Consider the following 14184-nt stretch of genomic DNA (forward strand, 5'->3'; position numbering starts at 1 on the left):
TTCACATAAAAGAAGCTGTCGAGACTTTCTCGACAGCCTGACCGTATCGAAATACGATGTTTTTATAATCTGTCCAACAAAAACTATTCCTCAGAATCTACGTTGTGGTAAACCTGTTGAACATCCTCCAGATCTTCTAATGCATCAATCAATTTATCAAATTGCACCTGTGCATCCTCTGGTAGTGAGATGTCATTTTGGGCAAGCATGGTGAGCTCAGCCACAGTAAACTCAGTCACTCCTTCCTGTTTGAAAGCTTCCTGTACAGCATGGAATTGGTCAGGCTCTGCATAGACGATAATGGCTTCATCTTCTTCGATGATGTCACGCACCTCTACATCTGCCTCCATCAGCAGCTCCAGCACTTCATCAGCAGTTTTGCCTACCAAACCAATAACTGCTGTTGAATCAAACATGTAAGCTACTGATCCGCTTACCCCCAGACTGCCGCCATTTTTGGTAAAAGCAGAACGCACATCCGATGCTGTGCGATTTACGTTATTCGTCAGTGCATCTACAATAACCATGGAACCGTTGGGTCCGAAGCCTTCATAACGAAGCTCTACGTAGTTTTCATCGCCGGCCCCTTTTGCTTTTTCAATAGCACGGTCAATGATCACTTTCGGTACATTATACGTTTTTGCACGTTCCAGTACGACTTTCAGCTGCCGATTGGATTCTGGATCAGGCTCGCCCTGCTTGGCTGCTACATAGATTTCTACGCCGAATTTAGCATATATGCGACTCGTATTAGCATCTTTCGATGCCTTCTTTTCTTTAATGTTATTCCACTTACGTCCCATAATATCCCGCTCTCTTCCTATATAAATATACACAACGAACTTTATGATATCCTTATACATTATATCTTTTAAAGGACATATGGACAAGTTCAAACCATTTCGCCATATTAAGAAAACGATTTCTCATGAAATTCTAATTTTCATCTAAAGATGTTCCCATGTTGAAGAGTTAAAATCATACTACTTTCGAATCACATTAGAAAAGGAGTATCCCTGTATGTTATCCAACTTGGACTATCAAATTTTTCATCTCATCAATGAACAAGTGAACAGCTTTTCTGCTTTGAATGGACTTATGCGTTTTTTCGCTGAAGATGCCCAATATGTATTCGTCCTTGCCTTATTGCTGTATTGGTTTTCAAGAAATACGCATAATCGGAAAATGATCATCTCGGCGGTCGTATCCATATGTCTGGGCATGGGGATCAGCTTTATCATCGGACATCTCATGTACCGGGATCGTCCATTCGTCACCCACACCGTTATTCAGCTAATCAAGCACCCGGCCAATGCCTCCTTCCCGAGCGACCACTCCATTGGAGCTTTTGCACTGGCGGTCACGTTCTGCCTATACGGCAAGAGGTTTAGAACGTTCTGGCTCGCCGCTGCTCTTCTTATCGGTTTTTCCCGTATTTGGACAGGCGTCCATTATCCGTCGGATGTTGCGGCTGGTGCGCTGGTCGGTGCCTTATGTGCGGTTGGTACCCGCTATCTGCTTCTGCATTTCAAACGTCCTCAGCAGCTGACAGACTTATGTCTGGAGCTGTACGAAAAAGCAGAACATAAAATTTGGAGTAAACCGACCAAACCACAATCTGACGATGCTTGAGTGTGAAAGAAGCTCCGTAAACCATATCCATGGTTTACGGAGCTTCTTTCATTTATCCAACATATCTAGCTCTGGCTTTGGAAAATAAAGTGTTACGGTTGTCCCTATATGTTCAATACTGCTTACTTTGACGTCACCGTTATATCGCTTGACAAGCTGCTTGGCTATAGCAAGGCCCAGGCCTGTTCCGCCCTGTTCACGGCTTCTCGCCTTATCCACCCGATAAAATCGGTTAAATAAATAAGGCAAGTCCTCTGTCGGAATTCCGATTCCGTAATCGGTAATATGAATACAAACCTCGTTTCGTTCCAGCGTCCCGATTACAAGGATTTCTTTTGAAGAGCCAGAATATTTAACGGCGTTATCCAGCACGATCAGCAATAACTGTTCCAGATGCTGCGGCGTGATATGAACCTGTACCTGTTCGAGGAGAGTAAGTTCCCCCCGGAATATCATATCAGGATGCAGCATTTTAAAATTGGTGAGCGTATATTGAATGGTATGGCTGATATCTATCGCAGGCACATCCTGTTCCAGATTTTTGGATTCAGCTCGCGTCAACTCCAGAAGATCGTTTACAATACCCTTCAATCGCTCAAGCTCCTGAACAGAAACACGAAGCGACTCGTCCAATATGGCCGGATCGTGCTTGCCCCAACGGTTCAATAAGGAGATATGACCTTCAATAATGGAAATTGGGGTGCGCAATTCATGAGAGGCATCCTCAACAAACTGTTTTTGTTGAAGGAAGGAACGCTCCAACTGATCGATCAACTCATTAAATACTTTCCCCAGATTCGACAGCTCGTCATTGTTATCGGAAACTTGCACACGTTCCTCATGTAACCCTTTTTTGCGAATTCTGATCATCGTATCCGTCATGGACTGAATTGGCCGCATCAATTGGCGTGAAAGAAAAACCCCTCCCAAGGCGCTTAATATAATCGCTCCTATACCGCCTGCAATCATGACAGCTTTTATTTTGTCGCTAATCTTCTCTATATTTTCCATGTTGTTTATAATTTCAATGGTTCCAGTAAAGTGATCTGAATTCAACGGACTTCGCATAATCAAGACCTGATCCTCCAGATGCCAGGCAGTCATAATCTGGGTGCTACGTGCTGCTTGCGGCAGGAACCAATCCTCAGGCAACTCGTTGCTGACGCTGAGCAGTGGAACTCCCTGCTGATTCAAAATGCGGATCATTTGATGCCGATCATTCAAATTCTCAAACAAACGTCGACTGTTCACTATTTCCTGAGCAGACAAGTGTTTTTCCTGCAGAAGGGTTTGGAGTTCGTTCATGCTTTTGCGGATACTCACTTTTCCCTCACTGACCATCCACTGGTTAATCGTAAAATATTGGACACCATTGTACAAAACAAACAAAATACATAACAGCAACGAAGACCACACCGCCAATTTCCAACGGATGGGTAGCCGAGAGAATAGGGATCTTAGCGCTGCCATTATCGAATCACATAGCCTAATCCGCGTAATGTCTGTATAAAGCTTGCTTCTCCAGGCTCGTCGATTTTGCTACGCAAGTAACGAATATACACGTCGACGACATTCGTTTCGACCTCCGAATCATAGCCCCATATAAGCTCCAGCAGTCTCTCCCTAGTCATGACGCGTCCGATGTTATGCATCAATATGGACAGCAGATCAAATTCACGCTTCGTCAATTCAATAATCTGTTGGTCCTTTGTCAAAATACGCGCCTCGCTATCCAGCACCAGCCCGTTGTAAGTAATTTGCTTGGAATCTTCAACGAATCCACTGCGCCGGAGCAAAGAACGCATCCGGGCCAGAAGTTCCTCAATGGCAAAAGGCTTTGGGATATAATCATCAGCTCCACTGTCCAATCCCATCACTTTATCCATCACACCGTCCCTTGCAGTTAGCATAATGATCGGGGTTTGCTTTGTTTTGCGAATCCGCCGGCACACTTCAATTCCATTGATGCCTGGCAGCATTAAATCCAGCAGAATGATGTCCCATTCCTCGCTTAACGCAGACTCCAGCCCTTTCCGCCCCTCGTACTCGACAGTCACCTCGTAAGATTCATGCTTTAGTTCAAGCTCAATGAAACGAGCCAAGTTTTTCTCATCCTCAATCAGGAGTATCTTTTTCATAGCTTTCCTTTCCAGGCGCAGAGCGTCTTTTTCTAAACGCTAGATATAGACATCAGTTTACTCTATGTACATTAAAAAATAATGATCTTTTCAATTTATTTTTCTCATGATATTTTAATGTGTCCTGTGTAAGCTGGATCATGATTCTATGAACATGGCTCTGTTAGCCATTCAGCATGAAAGAAGGTTGTATTCTTGAAAATGAAAACACTGATAACCGCACTCACTCTATCGGCAGCTTTCTGTATATTGTCTCACGTCGGCTGGTTTACTGTCCGCTTTGATGCTAAGGCCGTTCAATCCACAGCCTGGGCTGGCTCCTCTGTAAAAGTTAAAGCATCTCAGCCCGGTGCTGTTAAATCCCCGCAACGTATTGACCATATCGTCATTGTGGTAGAAGAAAATCATTCGTCGAAAAAAATTTCAGGCAATCCCTCTGCCCCATTTATAAACAACTTGATGAAAAAAGGTGTCAATCTGATGAATCATTATGCAATTGAGCATCCAAGTCAACCGAACTACCTGGATCTATTTTCAGGTTCTAATCAGGGCGTCCACAATGATTTGACTCCAAATAAAATGAACACCAGCAATCTGGCTTTGCAACTTATACAGCATGGATATACGTTTGGGGGTTATTCGGAGGGGCTGCCTCGAACCGGATTTACCGGTCCATATGATTTGAAAACCCTGTATGCGCGTAAACATAACCCGTGGGTGAATTTCAACAATCTGCCTGCTTCAATCAATATGCCTATGACCAGCTTTCCACAAAACTTCAATCAGTTGCCGACGGTCTCTTTTGTCATTCCCAATCTGAACCACGATATGCACGACGGCACGATTCGAGAAGCAGATCAATGGCTGCAGGCCCACTTATCCTCTTATGCTCGTTGGGCACCGCAGCATAACAGCCTTTTGGTTTTAACATGGGATGAAGATGATATGAGCAGCAAAAACAAAATTCCGACTGTAATCATAGGCGCTCGTTTGAAAAATGGCCCCTATAATGAGAAAAGCAATCATTTTTCTATGCTGCGCATGATTGAACAATTATACGGATTGGATTTGCTCGGCAAGAGCAGAACGGCCCCGCCGCTTAATATATGGACATCAGGCTCATAAAATTCTAATATGAGGATGAAGTATGACTTGAAGGAGATCATTCACTTGGATGTCTTGTACAAAAAGTTGAGCTATAATCATGAAATCACAGTATACGATACCACCGAGCTATATGGTGAAAAGGGATTATTTCGGGTGATGCAGTTTTCAAATACCGCCGTCCAAGGCGCAGTGGACTTGAACCATCCGCAACGCATTGTGTTCGAATATCCGAGAGCAATCATCCATCTCATGGAGCTGAACGATCCGTCATTTGAAGATGTATTTGTTATTGGGCACGGTATAGGCACAATAGCGGGTCATTTTACAGATAAACGCTTTAAGATTGCCGAGCTGGATGCACAAGTCGTAGAGTTCAGCCGAACATTCTTTGGATACGATCAGGATAATGTGACTGTTGGCGATGGACGACGCATTCTGGAGAAGGAAGCGCCGGATGCTTATGACTATATTATTTTGGACGCCTTCACGGAGCAGGGTACACCCTTGCATTTAATATCCTGGGAATTTTTCAAGATGACCAAAGAAAAGCTGGATTCCGAAGGCTCCCTGATCATGAATTTAATGGGCAAAAGTGAACACGACCACCTGATCAATGCGATTCATACAACGTTGCATGAAGAATTCGCCTATGTCACAACTTTCTCGCTCCCCTCGGAAGGCGCTGCCGACATTCAAAATATCATTATGATTGGTCGGGACAAGCCCATCCGGTTTCAGGCACGTCAGATGGCGGACTTTCATGAGATTACACTTGGAGAAGGTCATATTCTACGGGATACAGATGCTTAGTGTAGTTCCAATATTCGTCTCTCTACATCTTCGATACGAATCGTCTCTTTGTTGCAGCTTTTTCGTTCCACTAACTCTACTTTCCCGTGTTCGGCATCTTTACCAACGACGATGCGCACGGGAATACCTACTAAATCGGAGTCTTTGAATTTAACCCCGGGCCGTTCCTCCCGATCATCCAGCAGCACCTCGACACCACGATCCTGCAGCTGGTTGTATAATTTCTCGGCTATTTGCATCTGAAGCCTGTCTTTCACAGAAATCGGAATAATATGAACTTGAAATGGGGCCAGCGCATAAGGCCATATCATTCCGTTCTGATCGTGATTTTGCTCTACAATGGCAGAAAGGATCCGGGATACGCCAATGCCATAGCAGCCCATAATCATCGCTTGCTCAGTTCCGGAAGCATCCAGAAAAGTCGCACCCAGCTTCTCACTATATTTGGTGCCTAGTTTAAATACGTGTCCGATCTCAATCCCGCGATAAAGTTTCAATTCCCCTTCTTCACATCGAGGACATCTATCCCCTTCTATGACATTCCGCAAGTCAGCTACATGCCGAAGATCTATATCGCGCCTTGGATTCACATGTCGATAATGATAATCCAGCTCGTTCGCGCCCGCGATACCGCTGGACATTTGGACAACGGCATAATCTACCCACATAGGGATCTTCAATCCGCATGGGCCTATGAACCCCCAGGGGGTTCCAGTCGCCTTTGATACGATGTCTGCACTTGCTATTTCGAATTTTTCACTACCTAAAATATGTTTAACTTTCACTTCGTTGACCTCATGATCACCCCTGACAACTACAGCAATAGGTTGATCGTCAGCCATATAAATCAGTGTTTTGATGATTTCTTCAGGCTCTATGTGAAGCGATTCAACCAGTTGATCTATTGTGCGCAGATCTGGAGTATGGAATTTTTCCATTTTAGCTGTAGCGAAAGAAGGATGGCTGACATGTTCATTTTCATCTGAGACTGGAGCTATTTCTATTTTCCCCATCAACCGCGCCACGGCTTTTTCAAGATTAGCTGCATATTCACAGCAGGTACATGCTACAATTGTGTCCTCTCCAATATCAGCTAGAGCCATAAATTCATGGGTTTCACCTTCGCCACCAATGGCACCCGCATCTGCTTCTACAGCACGAAAATTCAGGCCACAGCGGGTGAAAATACGATGATATGCCTGGAACATGGTCCAATAGGTATGATCTAGTCCTTCCCAATGTGCATCAAACGAATAGGCATCTTTCATTAAGAATTCTCTGCTGCGAAGCAGGCCAAATCGAGGACGTCGTTCATCCCGAAATTTGGTTTGAATTTGATACAGCGTTACAGGCAATTTGCGATAAGAATTCACTTCATTTCGTATTAAAGACGTAATGACCTCTTCATGTGTAGGCCCCAAAGCAAACTCCCGATCATGCCGATCTTGCAAACGCATCAGCTCAGGACCGTAAACATCGTATCTCCCTGATTCTTGCCACAGCTCCGTTGGCTGCAATACAGGCATCAGCAGTTCTCCAGCCCCTGCACGATCCATTTCATCCCGTACAATTTGCTCTACTTTTCTGAGCACCCGTCTGCCCAATGGCATGTAGGTGTACATTCCAGCCGCCAGTTGGCGGATAAATCCTCCCCGCAGCATAAGCTGATGACTGATCACTTCGGCCTCTGCGGGTGCTTCACGCAAGGTTGTCAGTAATAATTGGCTTTGGCGCATGTGTAGCTACCTCCTTGTATGGACGATAAAATGTACGCAAAAAGACACATCCGTCAGGGACGAATGTGTCGTGGTACCACCCTTAATTTGACCGTAACCATACACGGAACGGTCCTTCATCAGATAACGGCGTCTAGCCGGTAACAGTTTATCTTACAAACCGCTACAGCTCGCAAGGCAGGGAAACGTTCATTCGCGGCAAGAAACCTTTCAGCCCATGAGTTTCTTCTCTGTACAGCGGGTATTGAACCTTTGATCCTTGGTCTACACTATTCCTATATATTACAATTTTCACCACTTTACACGAAACGTAAGTTCTAGTCAAGGAGATAATCGTCTATCTTGAGCTGTCCAGGGACATGAACGATATTTTGATTTCAAGATAATCAAATTTCGTTGGTTACCATATTCCATAATGAGCGGCCAGATTTTAGGACGAATACGCCTGCGAAAACCCAGAACAAAGCGGACAAAGCGAGGCGAAATATCCCAAATACGAACTGCTTCCTCCTTTACTCCTTTGGGTAGCTCCCTGGAAAATAAAAAACGGTTAAGCGAACGTGTGATAACACCTGTTATCGCTTCAAGCGTACTAACATCCATCATAATGATCGTATCGGCGCGCTGGAGTCGCTCGGTAAAATAACGTTCATGAAAATTCCCTTCGATGATCCACTCTTCCCTTTGGAGCACTTCACCCAGCTGTCTGAGAAATTGCTCGTCTGTGCTCCGCTTCCACTCCGGCCCCCAATACAAATCATCCAAAGAGATATACGGCAATTGAGTCCACATGGAAAGACGTTTGGCCAAAAAAGTCTTTCCGCTTCCCGGAGAGCCGATCACGATAATACGTTTAGCATGCTGCACAGCAAGAAACTCGTTCCCCTGTCCTGCCTTTAAGGGCCACATGGAATAGATCAGTCGATAGAGTAAACCTACTACCAAAGAACCTCCCTTTAAAAGCAAATAAAGGAGGCAAAGTGGCAGAAAAACAATTCCGTATTTCACACTGTCCATGAGACAACATGCTCCTTTTACAAATTCAATAATTGAGGCCATTACGTACGTGAAGCTCCAAATACACGCTGTTGTTGGGTAGAGTTCTCTTGGTTACTTATGTATCTTTCTTTTTAAAATACACGCCCTTGAAAAACACAAAATTTTGCGAATGTGTGCCATACAACTCCTGAAACCTAGAATGGAGTTTATTCATAGAAAGGGTCTCTGAAACCGTCCGATCCGTTTGCAGGGTCAAGTCTACACAGCTAATTCCAAATTGGCACACTTGCTCCATAGGATAACCTTGGGTAATTCCATAAATCATCCCGGCAATAAAAGCATCATCTGCGCCTGTAACATCAATGACCTCTTGAACGGGATGCATGGGAATTTGTCCATGAGTTCCATCCTGAGAGGCGTACAAAACACGATCAGCACCGCAGATAAAAATGACATTTTGAACCCCAAGTTTGTGAAAAATTCGAGTGGCATCCAACATATGCTGATCATCTGTAAGTTCTAGCCCCAAATAGGCTTCAGCCTCCACGGGTTTACATACCAGCCATTCCACCCCATGCAAATTTCGGGGAAGATTTCTCATCTTGGAGGCTGATACCGAAGAAACGACAATCGGAACCCGATGCTCATGGCAGACATGTATGGTGGCCGCAATTACGTTCATAGAGAAATTAGTGTCCAGCAGAACCAGTCGGGACGAGGCGATTAAAGGAGCATTTTCAAAAATTACTGAAGGACGAATCTGATCATAAATCTCCATTTCTGCTGTCGCTACAATCAGTTCACCACGCTCGTTCAGCAAGGCAGTATAAACCCCAGTTGACGGTTCACCTTTGACTTGCAGAGGAACCACGTGCATGTAACGGCTGGACTGTTCGATAATAAATTCACCTTCCGCATCGTCCCCAACCGCAGTTAGCAGGCTGACCCGCTGGCTCAACCTCCCTAAATTTTCGGCTACATTTCGTGCTACCCCACCGCAAGATTGCAGCCTTGTACTGCTCGGATTGGAAGTATGAAGCTGAAATGTACCTTTAATCATGATTTTACGATCCAGATTGGCCCCCCCGATACATAGTATTGGTTTGCTAGAGGGCCAAGGCTCGTCCCGTTCATTTTTGTGGATTTTTTTTAATTTCATCATTTGACTCCTTTCTCGAGTCTATTCGTTAGAATGATTTAAATTTATACAGAAATAGGCACTATATAAAATTAACACGTTCCAAATGTCATATTCCCAAGAATAATGTCGAGTTCGTTAAAATATCCTAAAGTTACACATGCAAAAAAACACCCTATCGTAAAGATGCCTTCCACTTTTACGATAAGGTGCTTGGGTTGGAACTGCGCATAGTTCTTCCTTACATTATGTTATTCAGGATTTTGCAAAATCCTTTATTTCAAAATAAATAGAGCTGCTCCGTGAGGAGGTAAATCTGCGGACAGTTCTTGTGCTAAAACACCTAAATCTACATGGTTCCATAAATCTCTAGCATTTGGCTGCCCTTCAATACCAAGGTCTTTTAAGGATACACGCACCTTTGAAGCTTCATCTCCAGCATTAAACAAAGCTACATATACATGACCTTCCTCGTTATGTGAAGTCCAAACGATATGTTCATCCTTTCTATACACCTGCCGCGCATTCAAACCGTTGCGATGAGCATTTAACACTTCTTCATTAGTTAGCAAGGAAAGGGTCCATGCATCATTATCCCGTAGTTCCCCCCCGAACATCAGTGGAGATCGGAAAATGCTCCACAAGGTCATCATCGTTAGCTGCTCATCCTTCGTAAAGCGTGTCCATCGGTCATGGCTGCCGGAATCTACCGAATCTACCGAACGAATACCCAGATGACCCAGTGGTAGCATGTCGCAATCCGGCCAGTGACCTGGACCTACATGTTCCGCCCATTTTTCGCAGCGCTCAAACATACCATACAGTAAAGGCCATACATCCCAGAAGTCATCAGTCATACGCCACATATTCGCGTTTGCGATTAAATCGGATGCATGCTCCAGCGGTGCCGGACCAGGCGATAGACTCAACACCATCGGACGTCCGCATTGGGCGATAGCTCGCCTAATCAATTCAATTTCCGCCAAATGAATACCATAGAGACGTGATGCAGCAATGTCATCTACTTTGACAAAATCTACACCCCATTCTGCATACAGGTCAAACAACGAATTATAGTACTCCTGTGCGCCCTCCTTGGATGCATCTACCCCATACATATCTGTGTTCCAAGGACAAATAGAGTTGGGATGCGCAATTTGTCTCGCCGTAACTGTGGTTCCCAAAATCGGGGTATCCTGGTGCACCGCCTGACGGGAGATGCCTCTCATAATATGTATACCAAATTTCAATCCCAGTCCGTGTACATATTCCGCAAGAGCTTGGAAGCCTCGTCCATCTGCTGCCGAAGGAAAACGATTCACTGCTGGAATAAGACGTGAAAATGAATCCATTTCCAATGGGACAAACGGGCGATACTGTGAAGATACTGCTCCTGACTCATACCACTGAATATCCACCACGACATATTCCCAACCATATTCCTTCAGGTGCTCCGCCATATATTGAGCATTTCCACGTACTTCCTCTTCCCGTACTGCTGCACCGTAGCAATCCCAGCTATTCCACCCCATAGGTGGTGTATGCGCTGTCAAATGATGTTTCATTTCATTCATCCTTTCATCTAGTAGAACTCATCCTGCTACTAAAAATCCCCTCATCACTACGTTACTATTATAATGTAAACCCTTACTTTTGTCGCTCGTCATCTTTTCCATTTCCACTTTTTATACATTTAAGTTGACTAACTTAAAGAATGTGGTACATTTAAAATTGCTTGTTAAAAAACTTTGACTTGAATCAGAGGGTGATTTTACGTGTGTGAACATGCTTATCGAATTTTGTTGTTTTACAAATATGTCAACATTGAAGATCCTGCCACCTTTACGGCAGAGCATCTAGCTTACTGCAAGGAGCTGGGCGTCAAGGGAAGAATCTTGATTGCTGCGGAAGGAATCAACGGAACACTGTCTGGTACAGTAGAGCAAACGGAGCAATATATGCGTGATTTGCGCGCCAATCCGAAATTCCACGATATCGTTATTAAAATAGATGAGTCTGACGGTCATGCGTTCAAGAAAATATTTGTACGCCATCGTCAGGAGCTTGTTACGCTGCGTCATGAAGATGAGCTGGACCCTAATGAAATTAGCGGTAAGCGTCTGTCACCAAAGGAGTTTTATGAACAGCTTCAAGATGAAGATGTAGTTGTTCTGGACGGGCGTAATGACTATGAATATGACATCGGTCATTTCCGTGGGGCTATTCGCCCCGAAGTCGAATCGTTCCGTGAATTTCCACAATGGATTCGCGACAATATGACTCAGTTCAAAGACAAGAAAATCCTGACGTACTGCACCGGAGGTATCCGTTGCGAAAAGTTGTCCGGTCTTCTGATCAAAGAAGGATTTAACGATGTAGGCCAGTTGGATGGCGGCATTGTGACTTACAGCAAGGACCCGGAAGTACAAGGACGTCTGTTTGACGGTAAATGCTACGTGTTTGACGAACGAATCTCGATTCCGATCAATCATACGGATGAGGACGTCATTGTCGGCAAGTGCTTCCATTGTGAAACGCCGAACGATCATTATATCAACTGCCCGGTGTGCAATCTCCAGCATATCGTATGTCCGGATTGCGAAGAACAGCATCAGCACTATTGCTCTGACGATTGCCGAACCAAAGCGGAAACCGTGGCTACTGCATAAATCAGCAGCATCATTGGTTTATTATAATAAAGGGGATGCCCTATTAGCCGTTCTTCATGGCTGTGGGCATCCCTTTTGTTGTTTTCACAATAAGTGTCGAAAGCTTCATAGTATATACCTATGACCTTGATTGTATTTTGATCTTGGACGGGCTCGAAAGTAGCGTCTTATAATGGAAAATGTCATTACAGAAAGGATGGGTGGAATTCATGATTCAAATCGTACTTTCAACTCTATTATCCGTTATCGTTCCGCTGTCCATTCCGGTGATCGTCGGATTTTTACTCGGCAAATTCATGAAGCTGGAAACGAAACCGCTCTCGACTTTGTATTTATATTTTTTAAGCCCCGCAATGATTCTGGACACGCTACTCAAAGCACAGCTTTCCTGGCATGATGTGGCGCAGACTGCCGCTTTTTCAATATTGAACCTACTGCTGTTGTGGGGAATTGCACAATTAGCGGGGAAAATCTTTAGACTGAGCACCCCGGAAACGGCTGGACTTACCTTAATCTCCACGCTGACCAATAGTGCAAATTATGGTCTGCCCCTTATTTTACTTGCCTTTGGACAGCTCGGTCTGGATAAAGCCTCCGTGTATGTCGTCATCCAGATGATTATGGTCAATACCATTGGCGTTTACTTTGCAGCTCGCTCTGAATTTTCTGTTCAAAGTGCTGTTAAGTCGGTGTTTTCACTTCCTGCGATCTATGCAGCTCTACTTGCCATGGGATTGCGGTTGCTGGACTGGCATCTTCCCTCAGGGATTCAGTCAGGCGTCTCGATGATTGCTGCTGCCTATTCTCCGGTCGTGCTGGCGATCCTTGGTACCCAGATGGCTTATGTGAAAATATTAAAGCTGGAGTCGTCTATTAAAAAAGCCAGCTACGCTGGACTAACAATTCGGCTACTGATCTCCCCGCTTGCGGCTTGTCTTGCTATGCTGATACTCGGAATTTCAGGCCTTTTGTTCTCCGTTCTCTTCATTCTGGCCTCGATGCCGGTTGCTGTGAATGCTGTCATTTTAGCAGAAAAATTTAATGCATCGCCAAAATTGGTTTCCACCTGCATCCTGTGGAGCACGCTTGCCTCATTCCTGATTTTGCCTATTCTGATTATGTTGGTAGCAGGTTAGCGAGAAAAAAAGACTCTCTACACCATAGAGAGCCATGCGCGATTCTGTCTCCATTCTACTTGCACAGGCGTTTCAAAAAAAGCACTAAGCGTTTCACTGCTTAGAATATCAGTCGTTTTACCTTTGGCAAATACCGTGCCCCGGCGGATTAAAATCGTATGCGTGTACATCGGTAGAATTTCTTCGATATGATGTGTAACATACAGTAAATTCGGCGAAGCCGGCGACTCCGATAACTGGCGAACGCTATCCAGCAATGCTTCCCGGGAGAAAAAGTCCAAACCATTACACGCCTCGTCCAAAATCAGTAGTTTGGGCGAGGCCATTAATGCGCGGGCGATAAGCACTTTTTGCTTTTCTCCCTGTGAGCATCCCTGATACAACCGATCCACGAGATGAGCACACCCCAGTTGGGTCATAAGCTGAACGGCCTGTTCATAATCTGTATCCGTCGTCTGATCATAAAGTCCAATGGAGGCAAATTTGCCACTAATGACAACATCCTGCGTACGCTGACTCCCATTAATTCTTTCCTGTAAAGAGGAACTGACCCAACCGATAGATTTGCGCAGTTCCCTCAGATCTACATCTCCAAAGGTATGGCCCAATACACCGACACTACCTGTGGTTGGCCATATGTAACCGTTAATCATATTGAGCATCGTTGTTTTACCTGACCCATTCAAGCCGAGTACAGCCCAGTGCTCTCCCTCAGCTACCTGCCAATTGATTTGGTCCAGTATGGTGCGGTTATCTCTCTTCCAGCTTACATTGTTAAGTTCAATGACAGAATTCATGGCTGTACATCCTTTCTATTCG

At 44.7% G+C, this 14184-nt stretch carries 13 protein-coding genes; 5 read left to right on the top strand and 8 right to left on the bottom strand.

Features of this window, described 5'->3' with window-relative positions; genetic code table 11:
• Positions 1–83: 83 nt before the first annotated feature.
• Positions 84–803 carry a YebC/PmpR family DNA-binding transcriptional regulator gene (locus tag ACQW03_RS25765; RefSeq protein WP_441952723.1) on the bottom strand — a complete coding sequence of 240 codons (720 nt, stop codon included), beginning with the start codon at positions 801–803 and terminating at the stop codon, positions 84–86.
• A 217-nt stretch (positions 804–1020) separates the two neighbouring features.
• On the opposite strand from ACQW03_RS25765, the gene ACQW03_RS25770 reads away from it, so the two are divergent.
• Positions 1021–1632: an undecaprenyl-diphosphatase gene (locus ACQW03_RS25770; RefSeq protein WP_441952725.1), complete on the top strand. Its 612-nt coding sequence runs from the start codon at positions 1021–1023 to the stop codon at positions 1630–1632.
• 48 nt (positions 1633–1680) lie between these two features.
• Here ACQW03_RS25770 and ACQW03_RS25775 read toward each other — a convergent pair whose 3' ends face one another.
• Together ACQW03_RS25775 and ACQW03_RS25780 are read right to left on the bottom strand one after the other, a co-directional pair.
• Positions 1681–3102, bottom strand: a complete 1422-nt coding sequence (locus ACQW03_RS25775; RefSeq protein WP_441952727.1) for a HAMP domain-containing sensor histidine kinase — start codon at positions 3100–3102, stop codon at positions 1681–1683.
• Positions 3102–3770: a response regulator transcription factor gene (locus ACQW03_RS25780; protein ID WP_013310211.1), complete on the bottom strand. Its 669-nt coding sequence runs from the start codon at positions 3768–3770 to the stop codon at positions 3102–3104. The genes ACQW03_RS25775 and ACQW03_RS25780 overlap by 1 nt, the downstream gene beginning before the upstream one ends.
• A 201-nt stretch (positions 3771–3971) precedes the next feature.
• On the opposite strand from ACQW03_RS25780, the gene ACQW03_RS25785 reads away from it, so the two are divergent.
• The gene (locus tag ACQW03_RS25785; RefSeq protein WP_441952789.1) at positions 3972–4895 is read left to right on the top strand and encodes an alkaline phosphatase family protein; all 924 of its coding nucleotides are present in this window, start codon (positions 3972–3974) and stop codon (positions 4893–4895) included.
• Between the two features lie 27 nt (positions 4896–4922).
• A complete protein-coding gene (locus tag ACQW03_RS25790) occupies positions 4923–5687 on the top strand; it encodes a spermidine synthase (protein ID WP_441952730.1) in 765 nt (254 codons plus the stop codon).
• Here the strand turns inward: ACQW03_RS25790 and ACQW03_RS25795 are convergent.
• From ACQW03_RS25795 to ACQW03_RS25810, 4 genes are all read right to left on the bottom strand, one after another.
• Positions 5684–7423: a proline--tRNA ligase gene (locus ACQW03_RS25795; RefSeq protein WP_441952732.1), complete on the bottom strand. Its 1740-nt coding sequence runs from the start codon at positions 7421–7423 to the stop codon at positions 5684–5686. The two genes, ACQW03_RS25790 and ACQW03_RS25795, sit on opposite strands and share 4 nt — an antisense overlap.
• A gap of 321 nt (positions 7424–7744) precedes the next feature.
• Entirely contained in the window at positions 7745–8440 is a 696-nt protein-coding gene (locus tag ACQW03_RS25800; RefSeq protein WP_441952733.1) for an adenylate kinase, read from the bottom strand.
• A 97-nt stretch (positions 8441–8537) separates the two neighbouring features.
• Complete coding sequence (locus ACQW03_RS25805) at positions 8538–9581, bottom strand: carbohydrate kinase family protein (RefSeq protein WP_220031465.1); 1044 nt, start codon at positions 9579–9581, stop codon at positions 8538–8540.
• Between the two features lie 254 nt (positions 9582–9835).
• Positions 9836–11125 (bottom strand): glycoside hydrolase family 27 protein, encoded by a 1290-nt coding sequence (locus ACQW03_RS25810; RefSeq protein WP_441952735.1) that lies wholly within the window; start codon positions 11123–11125, stop codon positions 9836–9838.
• Between the two features lie 210 nt (positions 11126–11335).
• Between ACQW03_RS25810 and trhO the strand changes: the two genes are divergently transcribed.
• Positions 11336–12229 carry an oxygen-dependent tRNA uridine(34) hydroxylase TrhO gene (gene trhO / locus ACQW03_RS25815; RefSeq protein WP_220031306.1) on the top strand — a complete coding sequence of 298 codons (894 nt, stop codon included), beginning with the start codon at positions 11336–11338 and terminating at the stop codon, positions 12227–12229.
• Positions 12230–12438: 209 nt separating this feature from the next.
• Positions 12439–13365, top strand: coding sequence for an AEC family transporter (locus tag ACQW03_RS25820; protein WP_076294600.1), 927 nt, complete (start codon positions 12439–12441; stop codon positions 13363–13365).
• A gap of 17 nt (positions 13366–13382) precedes the next feature.
• Here ACQW03_RS25820 and ACQW03_RS25825 read toward each other — a convergent pair whose 3' ends face one another.
• Positions 13383–14162 carry an ABC transporter ATP-binding protein gene (locus ACQW03_RS25825; RefSeq protein WP_023988473.1) on the bottom strand — a complete coding sequence of 260 codons (780 nt, stop codon included), beginning with the start codon at positions 14160–14162 and terminating at the stop codon, positions 13383–13385.
• Between the last annotated feature and the right edge of the window lie 22 nt (positions 14163–14184).

Origin of the sequence: Paenibacillus sp. DRB1-1 (assembly GCF_052119485.1) — a bacterium.
GTDB lineage: Bacteria > Bacillota > Bacilli > Paenibacillales > Paenibacillaceae > Paenibacillus > Paenibacillus polymyxa_B.